Consider the following 23,316-nt stretch of genomic DNA (forward strand, 5'->3'; position numbering starts at 1 on the left):
ATTATCAGGAATTTCGCTTGAAACTGAATTTCAGATTAAACCCATGTTCTGAAGCAAGCTCATAGTCAGCGTGTAACTGACCTATCAGTGCTTTGATTATCGTGATACCGAGTCCCTTACCTTTTTCAAAGTCTTCTTTTTTAAATCCCGGACCGTTATCAGAATACTGGACATGAACATACTCTTCATCAGATCTGACTTTTAAAAGAATCTCTCCCTCGTTTTTATCTTTAAATGCATGTTTAAAAGAATTCGTGACCAATTCACTAAATAAAACTCCAAGCGGCAGCGCCTGATTAATACTTAATGTTTCAACGGAACTGTCTATTTTTACATCGATATTCTTTTTGTCTTCCACATAGACGTCCAGGTGCCTGTTAATCAAGTTGCTTAAATATTGCCGAAATGGAATACTTGAAAGGTCATCAGAATTGTAGAGAAGTTCGTGTACGCCTGCAATAGAGTGAATTCGGTTTTGTGTCTTCTGTAAAATGTCTATAACATACTCATCATTTGTTTCAAGCCTTTGCAGATCAATCAGGCTGGAAATAACCGCCAGGTTGTTTTTAACCCGGTGATGAATTTCTGAGATCAACACTTCCTTCTCTTTTAGAGATTCTATATTTTGCTTATTTGCCCGATAAGCCGCAATCATAAAGTAGATCGCGCTACCAAACAGCAGTGCGATCAGCATTCGGAAAAACAGACTGATCTGCCCTGAAGACAGAATACCGGAAGAAAAATAATCCTCATCCAAACTTAGTGTAAGCGACCATTTATTCGATGATCCGCTAATGAAATTTAATTTTTGAGTACTCTTGAATTGCTCATCTCCCGGCGAGCTATTCTTCGAATATTCATAGAATACCCGGTCGTTTTCATCACGGATTTCTACACTGAACATGTCTCGTCCAGCCATGATATCATCAAAATCATCGGTAAAATCCATTCCCACCGTTAAAGACCCTTTAAATTCATTATTGTAGTAGATAGGGGCATCAATCAAAAAGGCACTTCCGCTTTGAACCAGATCGCTCCAGGGAGTCATATTAATGGATGAATCCTTTTTCATCTCCATCCAGTCATCGCGACGGTAATCAAGTTCGAGGATGTTGAGACCTACCGCTTCCCGATTCCCTTCGTAGGGTTCAATCAATTGGATTACTCCATCCTGATCAATCCATTCAAAAAAGGTAAATGCCGGTTTCACATTTAAAAGAAGGTTTGTTTCGAACTCAAAGTTTTCGAAATACTGACCATTCGTAAACTCCACTCTTGATTTATGATTGGCAAGCAGCAGAAGATTCTCATTAACCGTTTCTTCAATAAGTTCTGAGAGTAGACTTGCTGTTGATTCTACAGTTTGTGTTCTCGCATCCTTGATTTGATTCTGATCAGACCTCCACCCAAAGTAGAAGATCAATAACAGCCCAAGTGTAATGGATAAAGCTGATACTAATCCTTTTTTAGAAATCTTTTGCAATGGTTACCCTCGACTTGTAGATAATTTTATCACAAATAAAATACGCTATTATTTGCGCAACAACGAAAAATTTAACAGGCTCAAACAGAGTAGTGATAAATTAGAAAATGCGGATAATTATTCTCTAAAAGGGGGCTCTTTCATCATCACTGTCGGTTCCAAAATCTATCACTACTTCGTCTGATGCTCCTTCTCCTTTTGCTGGAGCGCCTTTCTCGATCTTCCAGGCTTTTACATCGGTATACCAATTCTCCTTGTATTCTCTGCTTTGAATATCTATGAATGCCGTTACAGTCTCATCCTTCGTTACAGAGTTTTTATCAATTTGATCTCCCCACTGCGTGATGCAGATTTTGCGCGGATAATCTCCCTCCGTTTCGAGAATAAAATCGCGTTTCCTCCAGGGTCCGTTCTTTCCCTTACCCGATTTTTCTTCTAATATCTTGATGACTTTACCTGTGATATGCAGATCCATAATATTGCTGCTGTTTGAATTAACTTTCATCTCATTCTAATGAGATTTGTTGTTAAAATAACGTGATTTTTGTGAATTTCAGAACTTCGGAATATGTTTCATAAATAAATACTCATTTAATCCGGCTTTATGGCAAAATTGAAACTCGACCTGCACGACATTTATAACAAAGGGGATCAAATTGACAGGGAACTGGAAAATATCATAGATGAAGCCATCCAAAAGAAAATTAAAACTGTAGAAATCATACCCGGAAAAGGATCGGGACAATTAAAGAAAAGGGTGCTAAAGTTTCTGGATCAAAAACATATCAAACAGAAATATCATCGCATTGATAAAGACAGCAAAAACCATGGCAGGCTTTTCGTCTATTTCAAATTTTAGCTAACCTAAAATTATTATGACCTCATGTTTTTGTAGTTTTTCATCATTGCAGAGATGACCTTCAAAATATGTACTGATAAATGGATGAAAAAGAGCGATTAAAATTAGCAAAAAAGCGACGTCTTGAGCTTAAAAAGAGAGAAGAGCTAAACAGATTAAAACGTGAGCTTAAAACCGGAGAACAGAAGATCCGTCAACAGGAAATCCGGGAAAAGCATACCGGGAAATATGGGGACAGGATTATGATATTTTTTACCACGTTTGGCGTCCTTTATATATTCTATTATCTGATCTCTTTTGTGCTTAACTACATGTTTGGATTAGGCATGGGCTATTTTGGAATCAGTTTTAGCTGGCTTACGCCTGTCATCCATATTTTGATTCTGGGAGCATCCATTGTCAGTGCAGTAAGGAATCGATCTATTGTAGACGACATTGTTGATCGATTTTAACAGCCCAGCTCCATAGTTTATTCATCGAGTTCATCGAATCAGCTATTAAGATCATTCTATTCGCGAACGAATTTATAAAAACCTATTTTATCTAAGTTATAGTAGCTTACAGAAACCACTCTATTTGTCATTCAACCAAAAAGAAATTCACAGATTTGAAAAATAAATCTAACCCATCAAATAAAAATTCGGACGAAAACCCCAAAAAAGGGCCCAATAAGGCTCAGCGTCCAACCGGTTTTATCTACTGGTTCTACCTCATCGTATTTGTTGTACTCGGTTACTGGATACTTACAGACGGCAATGCATTTTTCGGCACGCAGCCCGAAATTGAATACAGTACGTTTAAAGAGCAGCTTAGAAACGATAATGTAGAACGTGTCCACATCCAGGGAGATCGTATTGACGGAACCTTCCGTACCGAGCAGCAACTTCAAATTACCGATACTGATACTACAAACTATAAAAATTTTATCACGGTGATTCCCTCTTTTGGAGACGACCGGTTAACCGACATGCTCGAGGATAAGGATGTAGTAATCTCAGCAGAGTCTGAATCGGATGGCTTCTGGTGGTACTTCATGATTTTCTCCATGCCTCTCTTCTTTCTGCTCATTTTCGGATATATCTTCTACCGCAGAATGCAAATGCAAGGACGAGGAATGTTTAACATCGGCAAAAGCCAGGCGAAGCTTCAGGAACCCGGTAAGGACAAAACCACATTCGATGACATTGCCGGAATGGATGGAGCCAAAACCGAACTTCGCGAAATTATCGAGTTTCTGAAAGATCCAAGCCGGTTCGAAGAAATTGGTGCAAAATTACCCAAAGGTGTTCTTTTGATGGGGCCTCCGGGTACAGGTAAAACACTTCTGGCCAGAGCAGTTGCCGGCGAAGCAAATGTTCCATTTTACACCATCACGGGATCCGATTTTATGGAAATGTTTGTAGGTGTGGGCGCCAAACGAGTACGCGAAATGTTTAAGGAGGCAAAGGAGAAATCTCCGGCTATTATCTTCATTGATGAGATCGACTCCATAGGACGAAAAAGAGGCGCCGGTCTGGGTGGTGGACATGACGAAAGAGAACAGACACTAAATCAGCTTCTGGCAGAGTTGGACGGTTTTGAACCGAGTGAAAATGTAATTGTGATGGCTGCTACGAACAGACCTGACATTCTGGATAAAGCTCTTTTGCGACCGGGTCGATTCGATCGGCAGATCAGTGTTGACCTCCCATCTCAGAATTCAAGGTATGAGATTCTGAAAATTCATGCCCGAAATAAATCCATTGATGAGAGTGTTGATCTTAAGAAAATTGCCAGCAGTACGCCGGGCTTTAGCGGTGCCGATTTGGAAAATCTGCTCAATGAAGCTTCACTTTACGCCGGAAGAAATAAGCGCAAAAAAATCATCATGGAAGACATTGAGAATGCGCGTGATAAAATTATGATGGGACTTGAGAGAGAAGGGATGCAAATAGATGATGAAGAGAAAAAAATTCTGGCATACCACGAAGCAGGCCATGCGATTGTAGCCGCAGCGCTGCCCAATAGTGACCCTCTACATAAAGTGTCTGTTATCCCAAGAGGCAAAGCGATGGGTATAACCATGCAACTGCCCGATAAAGAAAAGTATCTCTACAACAAAGAATACCTGCTGGACAGAATGGCCGTGATTATGGGAGGCCGGGCAGCCGAACAGCTTATTTTTAACACTGCCACAAGTGGTGCTCAGAACGACCTGATGCGCGTAGCTAAACTCTCCCGCAAAATGGTTGTAGAGTGGGGAATGAGTGAAAAATTTGGTCATCTAGCATTTGGCAGCGAGGAAGAGGATGTATTCCTAGGCCGGGATATGACCCGTCAAAAAAGTTACAGCGATTCAACCGCCAGGGAAATTGATCAGGAAGTTCAGGCTATATCTCGGGAAGCCTATGACAGAGCTATTGATATCCTGAAAGAGAACAGGGAAGCATTTGACAAACTGGCGGATCTTCTCATCGAAAAAGAAGAAGTTTCCGGTGAAGAAGTTTTATCCCTGATGGGCAAAAATAACGAAGAAGATGAGGAGAATTAATTTCTGTACCGGTTCGGCTGATTATTGATTCTCCGTTCATTCACAACTCTGTTTTATAAACATGGTTGTGAATGAACAATATTCGTATAACTGGTAATTTTTTACACTTTTTCACTTCAATTCGTTTTTGATTACTTAAAAATATGATGTAACGTTCAGAATCATTGAATTTTATCTGAACTGAGTGCATGTTAGTAATGATTTCGAACCGATTTTTTATTCCCTTTTTTAGTATAGCAGCAATACTCTTTTTCCTATTTGTTGGATGTTCAACGACACAGCAAGCCTCCGAACCGGCCACACAGCAGCAGACTTCTCAGGGCCAGGCTATAGAAACACAGAGACAAAACCACGCAGAAATGGAAGAAATTTATTGGGACCGTATTGAGCAGTCCCGAATGAATTTTAACCAGGCTGATATAGACTTTATGGTCGGTATGATCGGCCACCACTCACAGGCTCTGATTATGTCTCGACTGGCACCGGAGAATGGAGCCAGCCGATCAGTACAAGTACTTGCAAGCCGCATCATCAATGCCCAGTCTGATGAAATTGCCTTCATGCAGCGATGGCTGCGCGACAGAGGACAATCGGTCCCCATTGTTCATATCGATGGTATCAACATGACAATTGAAATGGAACAGCCCGAATCGGAGGGCGATCATAGCGAGCACGGCGACCACGATATGGATTCGGAAATGAATCATGATATGGAACACAATATGGAGCACGGGTCAGACATGATGCACGATCACAGTGGTATGCCGGGTATGCTTACTCAGCAACAGCTTGAAAATCTTGCGGCAGCCCGTGGTAAAGAATTTGATCGCCTTTTTCTAACCTATATGATTGAACACCACAATGGCGCCGTTATTATGGTTGAAGAACTTTTTGCCGCAGACGGTGCAGCTTCCGATACGGCGTCTTTTGAACTTGCCTCAGGTATCAATGCTGAGCAGGTTACAGAAATTGAAAGAATGAAATTAATGCTGGAAAATATCGACTAAACGCTACTGCCCCCTGTTAAGCTCTTCATTGTGCTAAAAAACTATTATGCTGTAGGTCAGGAATAGGTTAGCTGCTCTCTATTTTCCAAATCGATCTCTTAAAAACCCAAACAAACAATCCTTCAAGTATGAAACGATTACTACCCGGGATGGTACTTGCATTTGCCTCTTTATTGGCTGTGTATAGCTGTGCATCCTCCGACATGCCTGAACAAAATGTTCAGCCTACCCTGTCTCCAATAACCGAAATAGAACAACCGGATCCTGATCCGCGTGTTGGCCTCGACGATGGCCTTTTTGATTACGAAGAAGCCATCTGGAATTTAAACCTGCTTTCTGCTACACCCCCGCCAGAAGATTTTCTGGGATCCTGGGCAACAGATTTAGCCTTTAAAGATAACTATATCATCCAGGGGAATTATAACGGTTTCATTGTATGGGATATGACCAACCCTGAAAATCCGGAAGTTGTGGTTGATTTCTTATGCCCCGCTTCTCAAAGTGACGTTTCTATTTACGAAAACCTGCTTTTTGTTTCAGGTGAAGGACTAGGCGGTCGATTAGACTGTGGTACCGATGGCGTCAGAGAAACTGTTAGTTCAGAAAGGCTTCGCGGAATTCGAATTTTTGATATCAGTGATATAGAAAATCCAGAGTATATTTCCAATGTACAGACTTGCCGTGGTTCACATACCCACTCAGTGCTGAAAGATCCTAATGACGATGAGAACATCTTCGTGTACATCTCAGGTTCTGCGCCTGTACGTCCGGAAGAGGAATTACCGGGTTGTTCAAGTGCTTTCCCGGATGAAGATCCTGAAAGTGCACTGTTCCGTATTGAAGTGATCAAAGTTCCCCTGGCTAATCCTGAAGAGGCGGCGATTGCAAACTCTCCCCGTATTTTTGAAGGCCTGACAGCTCCTCCAACTCACGGTCCTGCACCGGAAGAGCTCGCTGCAATTGAAAGAGCACGTGAAGAAGGGCGGTTCGTAGCAAACTATGATGGTTCACCGCGTGTGGTAAATAACCGACTTGTAGAAGTTTTCCTTGAACAGATTGTTGAAGAACGAGGCGGTGAAGGGGAACCTTCACAAGCTGACAGCACCACACTTCGTGAAAATCTGGATACATATTATACTCAGTTTATGGAAGAACGATTGGCAGCAAGAGGCCGCGGAGAAGACGTTGGGCCGAACCAATGTCACGATATCACTCTCTACCCAGAAGTAGGACTCGCAGGCGGTGCTTGTGAAGGTTACGGACTGTTACTGGATATTACAGATCCCGTGAACCCAACACGAATTGATGCAGTTGCTGACTCAAACTTCTCTTACTGGCACTCAGCTACGTTTAACAATGACGGAACTACCGTTCTTTTTACTGACGAATGGGGTGGCGGTACACAGCCAAAATGTAGAGAAACTGATCCATACGAGTGGGGAGCAAATGCAATCTACTCCATCGATGATGATGGAACTATGGAATTTCAGAGCTACTTCAAAATGCCGGCTCCACAAACATCAGCAGAAAACTGTGTAGCCCACAACGGGTCAATGATTCCTATTCCGGATCGCGATATTATGGTTCAGTCCTGGTACCAAGGGGGAATTAATCTATTCGATTTCACTGATCCCAAAAACCCTGTTGAGATCGCATTCCATGATCGTGGTCCAATTAACCCCGAGCGAGTGGAAACCGGGGGCAGCTGGTCTATTTATTGGTACAATGGCTATCTTGTAAATTCAGAAATTGCCCGAGGCCTCGATATATTTGAATTGACGCCAAGTGAATTTCTGACTCAGAACGAGATTGATGCAGCCAATACCGTTGTACTTGAATACAAAAATGCTCAGGGACAGCCCAAATACGAGTGGCCAACAACCTATGCTTTGGCGCGGGCTTATACTGATCAGCTTGAAAGAAATCGTGAGTTGAATATGCGTACTATTCAGATGATTCGAAACGGCCTGAATGAGGCTGAAAACAGTAACGATTCCGGAAAATCTCGACTTCTGAATGAAGTTGCGACTTCCGTGTCTAACAGTGCAGCCTCATCATCCAACAGTGATAAGGTTATGGAACTGGCTCGAATTATTCGTGATCTGGGATCTGCTTCTTAAACAATCTTTCTCATTTTAAATGATTATCAAACCGGCATTGTGTTCATCACAGTGCCGGTTTTTTTATTGATCATTACAATCGGTGAAACCGAATCTTTTCAAAATCGTAGAGAGGATTAACCGGTCATTAAATCAAACGTTTATGATACATCCGATTCAAAGATATTTACTGTCTGCGTTAGCCGTCATACTCTTATTTATCTCTTTTCCACTGCAGACCGCAGCACAAGAGAACGGTACATTTATTTCTTCAAATCAAACAGAAGCTGAAATTGTGCCACGGTATCCAAAAAACGATGCAGAGTACCACATTACCACACAAGAGAAGAGTGTTACCCTTCTGCTTACAAACAGTGCCATCTATCTTCAGTTTACAGACGAATATTTAGAAAAGATTGCCGATGATATTCGCGGAAAAAATGAATCGGATGATTCTGGCCACTTTGGAGATGTTTTACGGTCTGCAATAAGCAGCGGGGTTCAAACACTGCTGGATCGTGCCATTACCATTCCCCTTGATGAAATCGAAGAGATCGATTACGAAAATGGCCGGTTGGTTATTACCAATAATGATGGAGAAGAGATGTTTGAAGAGGCCGAAATTGAAGATGTCTTAATCATGGAGGATTTTTCCCGCAGAGATGCGAGACGTTTCGTTGGAGAATCCGAAAAGAGAATGATATAGAATAATAGATAAAACAAAAAAAGGAGCGACTATCCCCTTGGCCGCTCCCTTTTTTATAGGACTAACTTCTGAAAGGAACCGCTCAAACTCCCTCTCAAAAGCCTCTGTCTTGATAATCATCACGTCAATTCGATTGGTTTCAACCTATCTGACTGTATGACACAAGAAAGATCAATTCCTTACAAAATATTTTTGAATTATTTTTTAAGACATTTTAGAATCAGGATTAACGTTAAAAAGAAATAGTTCGCCTTTGGGGAGTCTGTCAAATAAAAACCACGGAATCACAGAGGTGTACCTAGTATTCCGTGATTCCGTGGCAATAAATTCTACTGTTTAATTTTTTATTCAAAACATTTCATCGAACCTATGTCATTTTAAGGTGTAATCACTGTTTTACCCCTGGTATGCAGTGATTCGATCTCCTGAAGAGCCTGTTGAGCATCATCCAGTTTAAATGTTTTGGAGACGGGTACCTTCAGCGTTCCACTGTCAGCCAGTTCACTTAAATGAGCGAGCTGAACGGCGTTCGGTTCCACAAACACATATTGAAATTGTACATCATTTCTTCGTTCCGGATCACTATTGGTGATGGAGATGAGTCGGCCTCCCTCCTTGAGTCTGTCATGCGACTGAGCCAAGGAGTCTCCCCTGGAACAGTGAAAAATCATATCAACTCCATCCGGAGCAATCTTATCAACGGCTTCACCGACATCACCCTTGCTGTAGTCAATGGTGTAATCGGCACCAAGGTCTTTCATGTAATCCTGGTTTGAAGATCCGGCAACACCAATAACCGTAGCTCCTTTCCAGTTGGCTAGCTGAATGGCCAGAGAACCGACTCCTCCGGAGGCTCCGAGTATCATAATGGTCTCCCCTCCTTTCAATCTACCAGCGTCAAACAGAGATTGGTAGGCGGTTAATCCGGTTAGCGGAACACCTCCGGACTCTTCCATAGTCAGTTTTTCCGGACTCTTTGCTACATAGCTTTCGGGTATGGAGATGTATTCTGCAAACGTTCCGTGTTGAATGACAGGCCTCCGGGCATAGGCGTAAACCTTATCTCCTTTTGCAAATCTTCGTGAGGAGTGTCCCCTCTCTTCAATCACGCCGGCAACATCCCAGCCGGGAATCACGGGAAACTCAGCGGGTATGGCATCCTTCAACATTCCGCGAGCCACTGCAGCATCCACAGGATTCACTCCTGCCGATTGAATCCGAATAAGCACCTCACCCTCTCCCGGTTCCGGTTTATCCAACTCTCCGACTTTAATCTGATTTAATTCGCCAAACTCTTCATAATAAGCAGCTTTCATTTTCTTACTCATAACTCATTTTCAATTTAAATTAATTGGTTTCGTCTATTCATTTGTAAAAACAAGGATGTTGTAACATGCGTTTCGGATTAACCATGGGTGAAACTCCGTACATTTGATTTACGTAGAATTACGAAGGATTTGAACAATTCATATTTATCAGTATATATGTTTAAATAATTGAGAGTCCACACATCAAATAATCGGGGAATCATGAAAACATTACCTTCTCTCTGTTTCACTTTTTCATTTCTTTTAGTTGCTGCCACAAGCTTTGCTCAAACTTCAGTTCAATCGGAACAACCTATAACTGTTGGGGAATCCATTGAAAATTCGCTGTCTGCGGGTTCAGTTCACACATACCCCCTTGAACTCGAGGAAGAACAATTTGTACACGGTTTCGTCATTCAGGAGAGTGTTGATGCTGTGGTTACAATTTACAGTCCCACAGGTGAAAAAGCCGCTGAATTTGACGCTTCAGCAGTGGGTCGAGATTCATTTCAGTTTAATACGAAGAACGCCGGAACCTACCGAATTGAGATAAAACCCTTTAAAGAGGATGAAGGAGAGTACTCCATCAGGGTTGACGTGGTGGAACCGATTGCCACGGAACCGGCGGCAAGGATAAATCAGATGATGGTAGAATATACCGGAGATGATGTGCCCGGTGCCGCCGTTTTGGTCATGAAAGACGGGGAGGTCATATTTCAGGAGTCTTATGGAATGGCAAATCTCACATATGATGTTTCCATGACCGAAAATACGCTCCATAATATCGGCTCCACTTCCAAGCATTTTCTTGCACTCGGTCTGTTGCTGCTGCAGGAAGAAGGGAAACTCTCCCTCGATGATGATGTCCGGGAATATATCCCCGAACTTCCTGAATTTGAACACACCGTTACTCTTCGGAATTTAATTACACATACAAGCGGATACAGGGAGTTTATTAACCTAATGGTCATGACAGGCCGAAATATAAGTTCGAATCTGGATATCGATAAAATCATCGACATTGTACAGCGTCAGCCGGAACTGCAAAATATTCCCGGCAGTGAGTTCAACTACAACAATACCGGATATGCGCTGATGACCGAAGTGATAAAACGGGTTACGGATACTCCTTTCGATGAATGGATGAAAAATAATCTTTTTGATCCGCTGGGAATGCACAATACCGTTGTACGAACCCGATCGGATCAAATCGTAACGAATCGATCAACAGGTTACAGCTACGGCAATAACGGTTATGAAGAAGTAACAGACCTTGGTGGCGCGGCCGGTGCGGGTGGTATTCATATAACTCTTGACGATTTTGCAAAGTGGATTCAAAATATGAACAACCCTGAAGTAGGATCTCCGGAAATGATTGAAAAGATGACCACTCCGTATGAACTCAATAACGGCAAGTCTACAGGCTACGGACTCGGACTATTTATTCAGGACTACAAAGGACTAAAACAGATTCATCATGGCGGTGGAGATATGGCTCACCGTTCGATGTTTATGCTTTTCCCGGAAATCGATGCGGCTATTGTTACACAGAGTAACCTGGCCTCTTTTAATGGCGCTATCCCAAACCGCATTGCCGATCTCTTTTTTGGAGAGTACATGGAAAGGGATGAAGACTCTGAACAGGAGGAGACCCTTGCCTCGGATGATGAAACCGAATTTGAGTATGATCCCCAAAATTTTGATCTGTTAGCCGGACGATATGAGTTGAGCATCATGCCGGGCTTTATCCTTACTTTTGATCGTGAAGGGGATCGAATTTATACCCAGGCTACCAATCAGCCCGAAGTAGATCTGACTGCAACATCCGATTCCACCTTCTCCCTGATGGGTGTAAACGCCTCTGTGACCTTTCACCTTAATGAAGATGCAACAGCAGACTCCCTCACACTTCATCAAAACGGCAATCATATTGCTAAAAAGATAGACTTTACACTCGCCCCTGATGAAATGTCAGAATATACAGGTCGGTTCTACAGCGATGAGATTGAAACCACCTATACCATTGAACTTAAAGATGATGAACTCGTGATGCAGCACTTTCAGCTGGAGGAAGAGATGATACTGGACCCAACCCACAAGGATCAATTCGGTTCTGTAATGCCCATTCAAACCGTAGAGTTTGTTCGAAATGATGAGGGTGAGATAACCGGTTTTAATGCCTCGAACGGTAGAACGAGGGATGTATTCTTCAGGAAAGTGGAGTGATTAAATGTGGGTTCGGGATACGAAGTAGCCAACTGTATCTTCCCTTTTTTTCAGGATAGGTTAGGGCTGATATACCCCTTAGAATCTTAAGATCACTAAATATAGTTTAATGAATTTCTACTTTCACATGTTTTCCTTATTACTTTTGGACCGCCAAAAGTAATCAAAAGCTCCCGGCTATGATCGCTTCCGGGCCTGGTTTGCCCGCGCGGTTACACAACATCGATTGCTCCCGAGGGAGCCAATATTGTGATTTCTCCCACGCTTTGATGCAAACCATGTTAATCCTCCACCAATCAAGGCCGGAGGGTATTTTCTCTTTTTTTTTAAAAACGTATCTGCTGATACTTTGATCCCGTTTTTAAATATTCCCTCATTTGCATTTTCATCACAAAAGATATGAGTACTTGGTGAATATTTGTTGGCGGGGATCTTTACAGAACTTGTCTTTGAGAGTTTTCCATATTCAAAACCCTACCCAAACCGGTACATCCAGAAAATCACCCAGTTTACGAGCATCCTCCAGAATTTCATTTTTTTTACCGTGATCGATCACATTAAGACGCCGGCCATCTTCAAGAACCAGATTCAGCTCATAGCTGTAGTAGGAAGAATCATCGCTTTTTACATACTCCCGGATCAGCTGAATGGCGTAGATACTGCTAAACATTGCAGCGTTTTTTTCATCTTCGGGGCGGTAGATGTAGTCCGGCTTTTTATGACCTTTCCAGTACATATTCGCATTTTTATCAAAAACTCTGGGTTTTGCCATGGAGAAGTAGACCCAGCCTCCTGCCCCCACAAATATAGCTCCGAATAGAATTATACCCAGAACTCCCCAAATGGATTGCATCTCCGGACTCTCGGAACCTGCTGTTAAAAAAAGAATGGGGAAACCAATGCCAGCAGCCATAAATACTCCTGAAAAGAGTTTTGCGCCAAGCGTGGGCCGGAACTCTAAACGGTTGAAATCCACAGATACCATCTTGTGAGTGTGGAAATTACTCCCTCCCCGTTTCTGTGGCGTCCACTCAATAAATTCAGCCAACGGATCATTAAATCGGGAAGCGTCAAAGGGTTCAATAGAACCGGCTGTTTTAATCCACTTTTTAAGTTTTTCAAGCATGATTGATGTTGTTTAATGATCGGTTGAATTCGCCTATTCCTGAGCTTTTAATCATCCGGATAAATTCATCATAATTTCAATTAAAAATACACTGGTGGTCATAACGAAATCGAAATTAAATGTATTTATCGAATTAATGCAATCATGAAAATTTATGACAACATAATGACAAACCCCCTTAATCATTAATATTCGACATTATGAAATACACTATAACCATTTTAACTCATTTAGCAGACCTGTTGATTTTTTCAGCCTGCAGTGACAGTATTGTAAGCAGCTCTGAAGCTGACCTGACGATTGAAGAATTCGAATCCGAAGCCGAAAAGAGAGCCCCTTCTCCGGGCAATCAAACCATTGCAGATATTGTCGTTGAAACCGCTGCAGCTGATGAGGCTGAATTCACGCTTTTACTGGCAGCCTTGGAGTATACCGGATTGACCGAAGTGTTTACCGGTGGTGACCAATACACTGTATTTGCTCCGGTTGACCAAGCCTTTTTAAATCTTGTGGATGCTCTGTCCGCAGATCTTGATCCGGATGTTGTTGAAAGTGAGGGCCCTTTCGCTGCAATCGACGATCTTCTTGGTGAAGGTGCTGTAGCAAATGTACTGCTTTACCACGTAACTGAAGGACGACGGGCAGCGAATAGTGTGGTTCCAAAAAACATGCGGGCAAAAGACCGCAAAATTAATACCCTGCTTGATGGTGCTAGTTTTAATGTAGCATTCGGCGGCACTATTAGCGATATCGCCGGCCAGGAAGCAAGTATTACCTCCGCCGATAACTCTGCTTCAAATGGAATTATCCATGTAATTGATACCGTACTGCTTCCTTTGGAGTGATACTTTAAAGTTATAATTCAATCTATTACAATGCCCACGCATTTAAACCTGTGTGGGTATTTTTTTGATTTTATTAACTGATCACAAAAGCAATTCCTTTACTTCGGTTTAGCTGGAATTGCTAGTTTGTTGATTATCTGAATTTTTGGAGGTTCACCTTTCACCTTCTGTGGGTATTCTTATATCGTATTTACACCAAGTAATCGTAAACCATCTGCATTCGATTTAATCTTCAATATGATCTTAAAACAGGCAATTCCCATACTGAATGATTCGGGACTTATGCATTGTTTATTAGGTATAAACATTCAGCGATTTTATAAATAAACTCTCGTGGACAAAAGATTATGATTAATTACGAGGAGCAACGCAAAAATATGGTGAAACGGCAACTCAAAGCTCGTGATATCACCGATGAAAATGTTCTAAAAGCAATGAGTGAAGTGCCGCGTGAAAAATTTGTGAGCAAGAGTCTGGCTAATCGAGCATACGACGACTCTTCGCTGCCTATTGGTTCTTCACAAACAATCTCTCAGCCCTATATGGTGGCTTTAATGATTCAGGTGCTGCAACCCAAAGAAGATGATATAATCCTCGATATCGGAACGGTATCGGGATATGCTGCGGCCGTGGCAAGCAGAATTGTAAAAAAGGTCTACTCTGTAGAAAAGATAAAATCACTTGCTCAAAAAGCTACTGATACCATTAATGAACTTGGCTATGATAACATTCGTATCCGCCATGCCGATGGCACCGATGGATGGCCCGAACACGCTCCCTATGATGGCATTATGGCAGCTGCAGCAACCACTGATGTTCCTAATGCACTGAAAGATCAATTGGATACAGGTGCCAGTTTGGTAATTCCTGTGGATAGCGAACGTGGATTTCAAAGACTAAAGCTATATCATAAAAAAGAAGATGGTAGTTTTGAGATAAGTGAACTGCATCCGGTTCGATTTGTACCACTTGTAAGTTCAACAGATTAATAGGTAAGATGTAAAGAAAATCCATCTTTTTGGGTATACTTTCGCTAATCGCATCCGGTTAAATTCAAATGATAGGAGATATTATTTTGTTATATGATTCAACTGAATCATCCATTTCAACCAAATAAAATTCAGGGATTATGTCTACTTTCGTTCAAACACGCGATATTTTTATTGCTCATGGCTGGAAACACAGTGATCACATACTTAGACTCCGGGAACAGCTGGACAGAGGCAGTGAGTTTGATAAACAGTTTGCCTATGTAAATCACGGAAATTTTGACCCTTCCGAACTTGAGGAAAAGGATGTGGAAAGTTTGAACATCGCTGTAAGAAATCAAATGGCTAATGCGGATGTGGTACTGCTTCCTGTCGACCTTTATGAAGATAATAAAGAGTGGGTGAATAAAGAGCTCAAACTAGCCCAGGATATGGAAATACCTATAGTTCTCATTCGTTCCTTTAAAAATCTCGAAACCCCTCCCCATTTAGAGCAAACAGCAGATGAAGCTGTTGTATTCGACCCTGAAGAGATTATGAAGGTCGTGAAGAACTATGGTTAAACAAGCCGGAATTATTAACTAAACCTGCTTCGTCAATTTATTTACTCAATATCTGAAAGCACAGTCTGCTTTTCCATATATCAAGTCATTATTCAGTCACAGTAAACTCAATAAATTGCCCGTCGATATCCGCAAATTGCACTCTAAGAAGAAAGGCACTGCATTCAGCTGGGTCCGGTGGACCGAGATATATCCGACCGGATTTTTCATGAGAATAGGCTCCGGTTCTGTCGAGGGTAATCTGGACTTCCAGTTCATACATTCCTGACCGTGAGTTATAGGGGAGAATAAACGTGCTCAAAAATTCACCCTGGTTTCCCTTAATGAAAGTCAGGGTATTGTCTACAAACAGTTCATCTTCTCCCAAGGTAATCAGGGCAAAATTGTCATTGGTTTCTTCAAACAGATTGACTTGCGTTCTTCTGTTATTGATGTAATCTGCAAAGAAGTCATTGGTTGACGGCAGCTCAATATTCAGTGTCAAAACGGTGCCTTTTTCATAGGAGGTATCCAGCGGTGTTAGGGAAATGAGGTTCACAACATCCTCTTCTTCCCAGTTTTCAAGAGTAAAACAGTCATCTTCACATTGTGTCATGATGAATGCGGGAATCAGAAACAGAATTAGAACAAGTAATTTCATGATACAATCGAGTGGATTGCAGGGAAGGATGTTTAAAAAAAGATGATGAATATTTTCAGCATAGGATGTTTAGATTCTGCGTCGTGAAGGTTCGCACGAACCAAGATGAATTTAATCAGCCTATATTACCAATTTATGTTGATTTGCATCAGCAGTTAAATCCAAACCCAGTTGCAGTTTGAAAGGCAATTACGCTTGCCCCCCTCGTGACAGCTCTACGGTACTCTTGATTTAATTTAAAGACTTTTAGTATCGTTCATTTGGAACTGATACTATACTTTCACTCCGATCCAGCTTCCAGCTCGAAATGCATTGCAAAAATTTGAGACAAAAAAAAGCTCCTGCATGTTATCCATACAGGAGCTTGTACCTCGGGCCGGAGTTTATTGGATGTCATGCCACAACAAAAAAGCGTCTTTAAACACAAAATAAGCTGAATTATGGGTTTTTTGTGGTTATATTTCACTGTCGATAGCACAGGAAATCCTAAGAATGTTAACCAATAGTTTTACAGTAAAACAGAGATATCATCAGAAGGTAAAGCAAACATGACAACATCTTTTCATTTTTATCTGCGGAAAGATTTTCAGGAGAAGAACGGAGAAATTTTCCGGTAACTCAAAAAGTGAATTTAGCAGAACTCATTTTATCAGCAGAGATTTAAAAAAGAATAAAGTACATTTAGCTAAGAAAAAATCATTTAAATTAAAACGACACCTGTCATGCCAACAACCGCACATCAAATTAAGCTCGAACTGTCCGGTTCAAAACCGAAAATCTGGCGAAGACTGATTATTCCCGCCGATATGCTTCTGAGTGATCTCCATAAGGTGATTCAAACAACCATGGGCTGGACCAACTCTCATCTACACCAGTTTGTAAAAGGACGAGTGTTTCTGGAGCCGCCGGCGGATGATGATTTCCTGGATTCTGCAGGCATCGACTACACCGGCTATACCATCGACAGACTCTTGGAAAACAAAAACGATAAGATTTTATATGAGTATGACTTTGGCGACGGATGGGAACATACTATTACACTTGAAAAGGTGATGAACGATTACGATGGCAAATTGCCTGTTTGTACAGCTGGGGCTTTAAACTGTCCTCCCGAAGATGTAGGCGGCATTTGGGGATTTCAAGAGTTCAAAAAAGCGATAAAAAATCCGTCACATCCGGAACATGAAATGTATAAAGAGTGGATTGGAGAGTACGACCCTGAATTTTTCAACATGGATGAAATCAACGAAATGCTGCAGGAGGATAATTTTGGGGTATTTGAGTGGTAGCCGGAATAAAGATAATCTGCCTCACTGCTTAGACGGGCAAGCGGTATCACCATAAGAACAAAAGACACAACTGTCACCATTTTTCGGTTTGGTCACAGTTTCACATTTGGGGCACTGCCAGAAATACCGGCAGGAATCCACGGGTATTGTTTCAGTTGAGAAGTGTACGCAGTTCTGACACTGTAATGTGGATTTCGTTTCATTTTATCACCTCAGGTTTTTCCCTGTTTCATTATTTCATTCAAGCGCTTTCAGAATGGGGCAATCTCCCTTGGGGCCGTTTCCGCTTAAAAGTTTTAGTTTTACGAATTTTGAACTTAAGAAAGCTAAAGAGAAGGGTTTTTATGAATTGGTAAGAAATGACGGAAGTAAAGTGGAAAAAACTTTAAGTGAAGGAGAATATACATTTGTTACTTTCCTTTATTTCTATCATCTCCTTAAAGGAAGTGTGGATCAATCCCGCATAACAAAAAATAGAATAGTCATAATAGATGACCCTATATCAAGTTTGGACAGTAGTATTTTATTTGTTGTAAGTAATCTAATCAAATCTATTATCCATGATGCTCGAGAAAATAAGAATGGTATTAAGCAGGTCTTCGTTTTAACACATAACGTATATTTCTTTAAAGAAGTCACATTCAGAGGAAATAGAGATAATAAATGGAAAGAAGAAGCCTATTGGTTGGTTCGAAAATTTAAAAATCAATCAAGGATTGTAGAACACAAAGAAAATCCAATAAAAACTACTTATGAATTATTATGGAGAGAACTTGACGATCCTGAGAAAGTAAACACAGCTACAATATTTAATACTATGCGACGAATATTAGAATACTATTTCAATATTTTAGGTGGCCTCGATTACGAAGATGCTATTTCAAAATTTGAGGGAGAAGAAAAGGTCATTTTTAAATCATTACTTGGTTGGGTCAATGATGGTTCACATTTTATTAATGATGATCTTGCCGTTACGGTAGACTCTGATGACATCCAAAAGTATTTAAAGGTATTCAAGGATATCTTTATAAGAATGGAACACGAGAGCCACTATAATATGATGATGAAAAAAGAGTCTGTATCTAATCAATGAAAAATGAAATGCTAAAGATACTTCACATCGCCGATCTCCACTTCGGTCTCCGTTTCCAAAACCACCCCGAAGCCCAGGAAACACTAATACAAGCCCGCTATGAAACCCTCGAAAAGCTGGTGGGTATGGCAAATGAAAAGGATACAGAGATTCTTGCCATAGCCGGAGACCTGTTTGATAAAACAAGTATGAAGGTTTCCGAGATACAGCGGGCGGTACAGTCGATCAACCGGTTTGAGGGGAATGTGGTATTGGTGCTTCCCGGCAATCACGACTACATCACGGCAGACAGTTCGCTTTGGGATCGATTCAAAAAAGAGGCGGGTGACCATGTGTTGGTTCTGGACGAAAAAGAGCCTGTGGATTTGAGTGAATATGATTTAAATGCTATTGTATATCCGGCTCCCTGCCGTGCCAAACACTCTGCTGAGAACACCACTGGATGGGTGAAAGACGTAGAAAAAGTTTCCGGTAAAATCCATATCGGGATAGCTCATGGAAGTATTGAGGGAGAATCACCGGATTTTGATCAGCGATATTTCCCTATGACGAAACGTGAGCTTGAGGAGTCAGGCGTGAATATTTGGTTATTAGGTCATACACATATCACGTTTCCTGATAAGCCAGGTAAAAGAGATATCGTATTCAATCCGGGCACACCGGAACCGGATGGATTTGACTGCAGTCATGAAGGGCGAGCGTTTTTGCACACCATCGATGAAAAGAAATCTATTCAAACCGAAATCTTGAGCACCGGAAGCTACCGTTTTTTACGAGTAGAGCGGACGTTAAACCGCCAAAGTGAACTTGAGAAGCTGCTGGAAGAGTTTAAAAAAGAGGAGTACCAAAAGAGCGTGGTGAAACTGTCGGTATCCGGTCGGTTGGAACCAGAATTATATGAGAAATGGCTGGAGAAGCGCCATCAAATCCGGGAGGTTGTCCTGGAGCTGAAACTGGATGATTCGGGCCTGAAGAGAAAAGTGACCGAAGAGCAGATCCGAAAAGAGTTTACCGAAGGCTCCTTTCCCGAGCAGCTGCTTTCCTCTATACCGGAAGAAAATGAAGATGAACTGCAGATGGCTTACGAACTAATTCGGGAGGTGAAGGGATGAAACTGAAATCGATTAAACTGCACCCCTTTGCCGGTATCCGTGACAAAGAGTTTCAATTTGAAAATGGATTGAACGTACTGCTTGGCCCGAACGAGGCGGGAAAGTCCACCGTGTTTCATGCCATACTGAATGGGCTGCTGACAACTACCTCTCTAACGGCCAAACAGGTCGATGATACGATAGGCCGGTTTTTCCCAGTTTCTGGAGGAGATACCATTCGGATCACGCTTGTTCTTGAAGATAAACATGGGAAAGAACTCCGGATCACCAAAACCTGGAAGAAAGGAACCCGGAACGGAAGTGCAAGCCTGCATCTGCCGGACGGAACTGAGATCACGGACGAAGAAGAGGTTCAAAGGCAGATCGAGGAGTTGCTGCCGGTCTCCCCTGCTACGATGAAAACCATTCTGCTGGCCGATCAATCCGGTCTGCATCACACGATCCGTGAGATGGAGAAAGAGGACAAAGTTCGGAAAGAACTCGGCGATCTTCTGCGGCAGAATTTAATGGAGACCGGCGGGGTATCGGTCGATCGCTTTCGGGAGCTGCTGGATGCAAGATATGAAGACTACTTTAAGCGGTGGGATCGCGACCAGGATTACCCCGAAAATAACCGTGGAATCAACAATCCCTACAAAGTGGGCACCGGTAAAATTCTGGATGCGTATTACAAAAAAGAACAGTTACGGCTGGATCTTGAGGAAGCCCAACGTTTCGAAAATGAGCTGGATCAGCTAAATGAGCAGCTTTCCGGGCTCATCAACCGTCAGAAAGATAAGAAAGAAGAGTTTGAGAAACTTGCGCCCCTGAAGAAGGGAATCAGCCAGAGAAAGGATAAAGAGCAGCAGTTAGAGAACGCGGAGCTGAAGAAAAAAAGACTGCTTGAGATTAGTCAAAAATGGCCGGTTTTAGAAGATAGAATCAAAAACCTGGAGCCAAAGAAGAAGGAGCAGCAGGATAAAATTGAAAAGCTTCAGGAAGAGCAAAAGAAGGCTCAAAGTAAGCAGCGCGTAGAACTGCTCACAGCAAAAATTAAAAAGCTTGAAGAGCTCTCTGCTAAAGTTGAGAATACGAAAGAAGAAGTTGAAAAAGCTCAAAAAGTTGAGCAGGCCGATGTTCAGGAATTACGAAAGCTGAAAAATGAAATCAGTAATCTGAAGAACCGGATTGAAGGAGCTCGGTTAACACTCCGCATTGAGGCGGAGTCAGAACAGAACTTTGGATTCACTGAGGTCGGGAAACCGGAAGAAAAGATTGAGGCCAGGCAGGGTAAAACGATTGAGAAGAAAGCCTCTGGCGGATTTACTCTTTCTATGGATGGGGTAAAGATAGATGTGTTTTCGGGGGAAGGCGATCTGGAAGAAGTTGTTAAAAGCGTTTCGGAAAAAGAGAAGGAGTTGAAGAATCAGTTTGAGAAGCTGGGGGTCGATTCCCTTCAAAGTGCTGAGTCACTGGCAGAACTTTTCCGTCAAAAAAAGCAGGAGATGAATAAGGCAGAAAGTTTGTATGAAAATGAACTGGGTGATGAAGATCCTGAAGCACTAAAATCAGAACTGAAAGAGCTTGGAGATCTGGACCATGTAAGGTCTGTGAGTGAAATCAGCGATGATCTTGTTAATGCCCGGACTGCATTTGAAGGCCTGAAGAAAGACGCCGAAGCTGCTCAAGATCAGATAGCTGAATGGCAGAAAGATTATGAGTCGGTTGAAGATGTAATTATGGAGCTGGCGGAGACTTCAAAGCTTATGAAAGATGTAATGGCTGAGATTGAAAAGTTGCCGGAACTACCCACCGGATTTGATTCAGCCGATGTATTTATCGAAAAGGTAGAATCCTTGGACCGGGAAATTCGTGATTTAGAACAAAAGATTAACGAGAAAAAAATTGAGAAGGCAAATCTTGAAAAGGATGCGCCGGACACCTCTTCCGAAGAGCTTCAAAAAATGAAGGAAGAGGCCGAATCAGAATTTGAGCGCATCCGTAAAGAGGGTGAAACCCTTGCCAGGGTGCGGGAGCGAACCAAAAGCCTTTTAGCATCAATGGATACTAATACGTACAGCGGTCTTGAAAAGAGTTTTCTTAGCTGGCTGCAACAGATGGTTGGCAATCGTTTTGAAACAATTGAATTGGATAGAGATTTGCCCTCTTCATTTAAAACCGATGATGGCCGCCCGCTTACTTACAATCTTTTATCACACGGAACTAAAGATATAGTGGCTCTTGCCTGGCGGTTTGCGCTAACCGAACATTTTCTTCAGGATCAGTCCGGCTTCATCATACTGGATGATCCCATGGTGGATATGGACCCGGATCGAAGAGAATTGGCCTCTAAAGCGATTGAAGAGTTTGCCAAAGAACATCAGGTATTGGTAATGACGTGCCATCCGGAGCATGGAGAAATGTTCAAAAATATTACTTCAGTAAAATTTCAGAGCTAAACTACATGGCATTACACATTAACATAGAAAAGTTAATCAAAGGCGAAGTAGTAGAAACCGGCCGAATAGAATACAAAGCCGGATGGAATCCTGAGGATGTGGTCCACAGCATGTGTGCCTTTGCGAATGACATCAACAATCTGGGTGGTGGGTATATTGTCATCGGTATTGGGGAAAAAGACGGAGTTCCTCAATTACCACCGATCGGTCTTCAGAAAAACCAGTTGGATGCCATCCAAAAGAGATTGGTGGAGTTGAGCAATCTTATTCAGCCGACCTATTTTGGAGTTTCGGATATAGCTGAAATTCAGGGTAAGAACATATTTGTGTTGTACTGCCCCGGTGGAGATCACCGTCCATATGATGCGCCTGTCTCCCTTTCAAAGAAAAACAGCGGCCGCGCACATTGGGTGAGACGGTATAATTCTACGGTACGCGCGAATCCTAATGAACTGCAAATCCTTCACGAACTGGCTGCAAGGGTTCCGTTTGATGACCGTATCAATCATCGTGCGACTCTTCGTGATTTAAGTTTAGCATTAATCAAGGAGTTTCTACAAACTGTACAGAGTCCGTTATTTGAACAATCTGACTCTATTCCTTTTGAAGAGTTATGTCAGCAGATGCAGATTATAAAAAAGCTGGATGAAACATTAAAACCAATAAATGCAGGCCTACTTCTCTTTAATGAAAGGCCAGAGGAGTTTTTCCCAAGCACTCAGATAGATGTAGTGATCTATCGGGATGAGGTCGGTGATAGTTTTTCTGAGAAGATTTTTAAAGGCCCGATTCACAAGCAACTCCGGAATGCACTTGATTATATCCAAACCAATGTGATCCACGAAGAGGTTAGAAAAGTTACAGGACAAGCGGAAGCCAACCGATTCTATAACTATCCGTATGCTGCCATTGAAGAGGTATTGGCAAATGCCGTTTACCACAAAAGTTATGAGCGACGAAGTCCAATCGAAGTAAATATTCGTCTGGATCAAATTGAAGTGCTC

The 23,316-nt window shown here is 42.0% G+C and carries 20 protein-coding genes and 1 pseudogene; 15 read left to right on the forward strand and 6 right to left on the reverse strand.

All coding sequences use genetic code 11. The features are described from left to right. Positions 1 to 4 precede the first annotated feature (4 nt). Positions 5 to 1,483: a histidine kinase dimerization/phosphoacceptor domain -containing protein gene (locus tag ACESM0_RS00870; protein ID WP_372902708.1), complete on the reverse strand. Its 1,479-nt coding sequence runs from the start codon at positions 1,481 to 1,483 to the stop codon at positions 5 to 7. 124 nt (positions 1,484 to 1,607) lie between these two features. After that, positions 1,608 to 1,988, reverse strand: coding sequence for a DUF3127 domain-containing protein (locus ACESM0_RS00875; RefSeq protein WP_372902710.1), 381 nt, complete (start codon positions 1,986 to 1,988; stop codon positions 1,608 to 1,610). Between the two features lie 99 nt (positions 1,989 to 2,087). On the opposite strand from ACESM0_RS00875, the gene ACESM0_RS00880 reads away from it, so the two are divergent. The 6 genes from ACESM0_RS00880 to ACESM0_RS00905 all read left to right on the forward strand — a co-directional run bounded on the left by ACESM0_RS00880 (position 2,088) and on the right by ACESM0_RS00905 (position 8,684). Further along, positions 2,088 to 2,342, forward strand: a complete 255-nt coding sequence (locus ACESM0_RS00880; protein WP_372902712.1) for a Smr/MutS family protein — start codon at positions 2,088 to 2,090, stop codon at positions 2,340 to 2,342. An 80-nt stretch (positions 2,343 to 2,422) separates the two neighbouring features. Continuing rightward, a complete protein-coding gene (locus ACESM0_RS00885; RefSeq protein ID WP_372902714.1) occupies positions 2,423 to 2,794 on the forward strand; it encodes a hypothetical protein in 372 nt (123 codons plus the stop codon). Between the two features lie 155 nt (positions 2,795 to 2,949). Beyond that, positions 2,950 to 4,872, forward strand: coding sequence for an ATP-dependent zinc metalloprotease FtsH (gene ftsH, locus ACESM0_RS00890; RefSeq protein ID WP_410332717.1), 1,923 nt, complete (start codon positions 2,950 to 2,952; stop codon positions 4,870 to 4,872). Between the two features lie 188 nt (positions 4,873 to 5,060). Then, a complete protein-coding gene (locus tag ACESM0_RS00895) occupies positions 5,061 to 5,879 on the forward strand; it encodes a DUF305 domain-containing protein (RefSeq protein ID WP_372902716.1) in 819 nt (272 codons plus the stop codon). A 128-nt stretch (positions 5,880 to 6,007) separates the two neighbouring features. Beyond that, positions 6,008 to 7,999, forward strand: coding sequence for an LVIVD repeat-containing protein (locus ACESM0_RS00900; RefSeq protein WP_372902718.1), 1,992 nt, complete (start codon positions 6,008 to 6,010; stop codon positions 7,997 to 7,999). 142 nt (positions 8,000 to 8,141) lie between these two features. After that, positions 8,142 to 8,684: a hypothetical protein gene (locus ACESM0_RS00905; RefSeq protein ID WP_372902719.1), complete on the forward strand. Its 543-nt coding sequence runs from the start codon at positions 8,142 to 8,144 to the stop codon at positions 8,682 to 8,684. Between the two features lie 377 nt (positions 8,685 to 9,061). On the opposite strand, the gene ACESM0_RS00910 is transcribed toward ACESM0_RS00905, so the two are convergent. Next, on the reverse strand, positions 9,062 to 10,012 hold the full coding sequence (locus ACESM0_RS00910; RefSeq protein ID WP_372902721.1) for an NADP-dependent oxidoreductase: 951 nt from the start codon (positions 10,010 to 10,012) through the stop codon (positions 9,062 to 9,064). A 201-nt stretch (positions 10,013 to 10,213) separates the two neighbouring features. Here ACESM0_RS00910 and ACESM0_RS00915 point away from each other — a divergent pair, with 201 nt between their 5' ends. Next, the gene (locus tag ACESM0_RS00915) at positions 10,214 to 12,217 is read left to right on the forward strand and encodes a serine hydrolase domain-containing protein (RefSeq protein WP_372902723.1); all 2,004 of its coding nucleotides are present in this window, start codon (positions 10,214 to 10,216) and stop codon (positions 12,215 to 12,217) included. A gap of 466 nt (positions 12,218 to 12,683) precedes the next feature. Here the strand turns inward: ACESM0_RS00915 and ACESM0_RS00920 are convergent, their stop codons facing one another. Continuing rightward, the gene (locus ACESM0_RS00920) at positions 12,684 to 13,343 is read right to left on the reverse strand and encodes a hypothetical protein (protein ID WP_372902725.1); all 660 of its coding nucleotides are present in this window, start codon (positions 13,341 to 13,343) and stop codon (positions 12,684 to 12,686) included. A gap of 200 nt (positions 13,344 to 13,543) precedes the next feature. On the opposite strand from ACESM0_RS00920, the gene ACESM0_RS00925 reads away from it, so the two are divergent. From ACESM0_RS00925 to ACESM0_RS00935, 3 genes are all read left to right on the forward strand, one after another. Beyond that, the gene (locus ACESM0_RS00925; RefSeq protein ID WP_372902727.1) at positions 13,544 to 14,188 is read left to right on the forward strand and encodes a fasciclin domain-containing protein; all 645 of its coding nucleotides are present in this window, start codon (positions 13,544 to 13,546) and stop codon (positions 14,186 to 14,188) included. A 347-nt stretch (positions 14,189 to 14,535) separates the two neighbouring features. Further along, positions 14,536 to 15,177, forward strand: a complete 642-nt coding sequence (locus ACESM0_RS00930; RefSeq protein ID WP_372902729.1) for a protein-L-isoaspartate(D-aspartate) O-methyltransferase — start codon at positions 14,536 to 14,538, stop codon at positions 15,175 to 15,177. A 140-nt stretch (positions 15,178 to 15,317) separates the two neighbouring features. After that, positions 15,318 to 15,740, forward strand: a complete 423-nt coding sequence (locus ACESM0_RS00935; RefSeq protein ID WP_372902731.1) for a TIR domain-containing protein — start codon at positions 15,318 to 15,320, stop codon at positions 15,738 to 15,740. 88 nt (positions 15,741 to 15,828) lie between these two features. Here ACESM0_RS00935 and ACESM0_RS00940 read toward each other — a convergent pair whose 3' ends face one another. Next, positions 15,829 to 16,380 (reverse strand): hypothetical protein, encoded by a 552-nt coding sequence (locus tag ACESM0_RS00940; RefSeq protein ID WP_372902733.1) that lies wholly within the window; start codon positions 16,378 to 16,380, stop codon positions 15,829 to 15,831. A 722-nt stretch (positions 16,381 to 17,102) separates the two neighbouring features. Between ACESM0_RS00940 and ACESM0_RS00945 the strand changes: the two genes are divergently transcribed. Further along, entirely contained in the window at positions 17,103 to 17,669 is a 567-nt protein-coding gene (locus ACESM0_RS00945; RefSeq protein ID WP_372902735.1) for a plasmid pRiA4b ORF-3 family protein, read from the forward strand. A gap of 21 nt (positions 17,670 to 17,690) precedes the next feature. Here ACESM0_RS00945 and ACESM0_RS00950 read toward each other — a convergent pair. Beyond that, positions 17,691 to 17,849 (reverse strand): annotated as a pseudogene (locus tag ACESM0_RS00950) (GDCCVxC domain-containing (seleno)protein); the annotation flags it as partial. A 76-nt stretch (positions 17,850 to 17,925) separates the two neighbouring features. Here ACESM0_RS00950 and ACESM0_RS00955 point away from each other — a divergent pair. The 4 genes from ACESM0_RS00955 to ACESM0_RS00970 all read left to right on the forward strand — a co-directional run. After that, entirely contained in the window at positions 17,926 to 18,762 is an 837-nt protein-coding gene (locus ACESM0_RS00955) for an AAA family ATPase (protein WP_372902736.1), read from the forward strand. An 8-nt stretch (positions 18,763 to 18,770) separates the two neighbouring features. Then, a complete protein-coding gene (locus ACESM0_RS00960; RefSeq protein WP_372902738.1) occupies positions 18,771 to 19,874 on the forward strand; it encodes an exonuclease SbcCD subunit D in 1,104 nt (367 codons plus the stop codon). Further along, on the forward strand, positions 19,871 to 22,312 hold the full coding sequence (locus ACESM0_RS00965; RefSeq protein ID WP_372902740.1) for an AAA family ATPase: 2,442 nt from the start codon (positions 19,871 to 19,873) through the stop codon (positions 22,310 to 22,312). The genes ACESM0_RS00960 and ACESM0_RS00965 overlap by 4 nt, the downstream gene beginning before the upstream one ends. A gap of 5 nt (positions 22,313 to 22,317) precedes the next feature. Then, positions 22,318 to 23,316, forward strand: a 999-nt coding sequence (locus tag ACESM0_RS00970) for a helix-turn-helix domain-containing protein (RefSeq protein ID WP_372902741.1), incomplete at its 3' end; no start/stop codon positions are given.

Origin of the sequence: Rhodohalobacter sp., assembly GCF_041686455.1 — a bacterium.
Classification (GTDB): domain Bacteria; phylum Bacteroidota; class Rhodothermia; order Balneolales; family Balneolaceae; genus Rhodohalobacter.

Bases quoted from the DNA above. Each gene is read 5' to 3' on its own strand.
- ACESM0_RS00875 (WP_372902710.1), bottom strand. From the start codon at position 1,988: ATGAAAGTTAATTCAAACAGCAGCAATATTATGGATCTGCATATCACA.
- ACESM0_RS00880 (WP_372902712.1), top strand. From the start codon at position 2,088: ATGGCAAAATTGAAACTCGACCTGCACGACATTTATAACAAAGGGGAT.
- ACESM0_RS00885 (WP_372902714.1), top strand. From the start codon at position 2,423: ATGGATGAAAAAGAGCGATTAAAATTAGCAAAAAAGCGACGTCTTGAG.
- ACESM0_RS00895 (WP_372902716.1), top strand. From the start codon at position 5,061: ATGTTAGTAATGATTTCGAACCGATTTTTTATTCCCTTTTTTAGTATA.
- ACESM0_RS00900 (WP_372902718.1), top strand. From the start codon at position 6,008: ATGAAACGATTACTACCCGGGATGGTACTTGCATTTGCCTCTTTATTG.
- ACESM0_RS00905 (WP_372902719.1), top strand. From the start codon at position 8,142: ATGATACATCCGATTCAAAGATATTTACTGTCTGCGTTAGCCGTCATA.
- ACESM0_RS00910 (WP_372902721.1), bottom strand. From the start codon at position 10,012: ATGAGTAAGAAAATGAAAGCTGCTTATTATGAAGAGTTTGGCGAATTA.
- ACESM0_RS00915 (WP_372902723.1), top strand. From the start codon at position 10,214: ATGAAAACATTACCTTCTCTCTGTTTCACTTTTTCATTTCTTTTAGTT.
- ACESM0_RS00920 (WP_372902725.1), bottom strand. From the start codon at position 13,343: ATGCTTGAAAAACTTAAAAAGTGGATTAAAACAGCCGGTTCTATTGAA.
- ACESM0_RS00925 (WP_372902727.1), top strand. From the start codon at position 13,544: ATGAAATACACTATAACCATTTTAACTCATTTAGCAGACCTGTTGATT.
- ACESM0_RS00930 (WP_372902729.1), top strand. From the start codon at position 14,536: ATGATTAATTACGAGGAGCAACGCAAAAATATGGTGAAACGGCAACTC.
- ACESM0_RS00935 (WP_372902731.1), top strand. From the start codon at position 15,318: ATGTCTACTTTCGTTCAAACACGCGATATTTTTATTGCTCATGGCTGG.
- ACESM0_RS00940 (WP_372902733.1), bottom strand. From the start codon at position 16,380: ATGAAATTACTTGTTCTAATTCTGTTTCTGATTCCCGCATTCATCATG.
- ACESM0_RS00945 (WP_372902735.1), top strand. From the start codon at position 17,103: ATGCCAACAACCGCACATCAAATTAAGCTCGAACTGTCCGGTTCAAAA.
- ACESM0_RS00955 (WP_372902736.1), top strand. From the start codon at position 17,926: ATGGGGCAATCTCCCTTGGGGCCGTTTCCGCTTAAAAGTTTTAGTTTT.
- ACESM0_RS00960 (WP_372902738.1), top strand. From the start codon at position 18,771: ATGCTAAAGATACTTCACATCGCCGATCTCCACTTCGGTCTCCGTTTC.
- ACESM0_RS00965 (WP_372902740.1), top strand. From the start codon at position 19,871: ATGAAACTGAAATCGATTAAACTGCACCCCTTTGCCGGTATCCGTGAC.